The sequence below is a fragment of the Lysinibacillus sp. BPa_S21 genome (genome assembly GCF_023337795.1).
Classification (GTDB): Bacteria; Bacillota; Bacilli; order Bacillales_A; family Planococcaceae; genus Lysinibacillus.
Window position 1 is genome coordinate 1 of sequence record NZ_JALIRS010000034.1, and the last position, 763, is coordinate 763.

Consider the following 763-nt stretch of genomic DNA (forward strand, 5'->3'; position numbering starts at 1 on the left):
GTCTAGTGATGATGGCAAAGAGGTCACACCCGTTCCCATACCGAACACGGAAGTTAAGCTCTTTAGCGCCGATGGTAGTTGGGGGCTTCCCCCTGTGAGAGTAGGACGTCGCTAGGCTGTATGATAAAATTATTCCGAAGTAGCTCAGTTGGTAGTAGCACCTGACTGTTAATCAGGTTGTCGCAGGTTCGAGTCCTGCCTTCGGAGCCATTCTTGGAGAGTTGTCCGAGTGGCCGAAGGAGCACGATTGGAAATCGTGTAGGCGGTTAACACTGTCTCAAGGGTTCAAATCCCTTACTCTCCGCCAGCACATTAAGGATTTTCTATTCCAAACGTTGGCCCCTTGGTCAAGTGGTTAAGACACCGCCCTTTCACGGCGGTAACACGGGTTCGAATCCCGTAGGGGTCACCATTTTCAATACCCAGATGGAGGATTAGCTCAGCTGGGAGAGCATCTGCCTTACAAGCAGAGGGTCGGCGGTTCGAGCCCGTCATCCTCCACCATCATTTATACAAATCACCTTATTATCGCGGGGTGGAGCAGTGGTAGCTCGTCGGGCTCATAACCCGAAGGTCGTTGGTTCAAATCCGGCCCCCGCAACCAAAATGGTCCCGTGGTGTAGCGGTTAACATGCCTGCCTGTCACGCAGGAGATCGCCGGTTCGATCCCGGTCGGGACCGCCATTTTTTTAAAAATATGGGTCAGTAGCTCAGTTGGTAGAGCATTAGATTGAAGCTCTAAGTGTCGGCGGTTCGATTCCGT

6 tRNA genes and 1 rRNA gene are annotated in these 763 nt (G+C 52.3%); all 7 read left to right on the forward strand.

Features of this window, described 5'->3' with window-relative positions:
• The first annotated feature begins 1 nt into the window (after position 1).
• Positions 2-117 (forward strand): 5S ribosomal RNA (rrf, locus tag MOK21_RS23615).
• A 16-nt stretch (positions 118-133) separates the two neighbouring features.
• Positions 134-210 (forward strand) — tRNA-Asn (locus tag MOK21_RS23620).
• A gap of 5 nt (positions 211-215) precedes the next feature.
• A tRNA-Ser gene (locus MOK21_RS23625) sits at positions 216-307 on the forward strand.
• Positions 308-337: 30 nt separating this feature from the next.
• Positions 338-412 (forward strand) — tRNA-Glu (locus MOK21_RS23630).
• Positions 413-428: 16 nt separating this feature from the next.
• A tRNA-Val gene (locus MOK21_RS23635) sits at positions 429-504 on the forward strand.
• A gap of 25 nt (positions 505-529) precedes the next feature.
• Positions 530-604: transfer RNA gene (locus tag MOK21_RS23640), tRNA-Met, on the forward strand.
• 4 nt (positions 605-608) lie between these two features.
• Positions 609-684 (forward strand) — tRNA-Asp (locus tag MOK21_RS23645).
• The last annotated feature ends 79 nt before the right edge of the window (positions 685-763 follow it).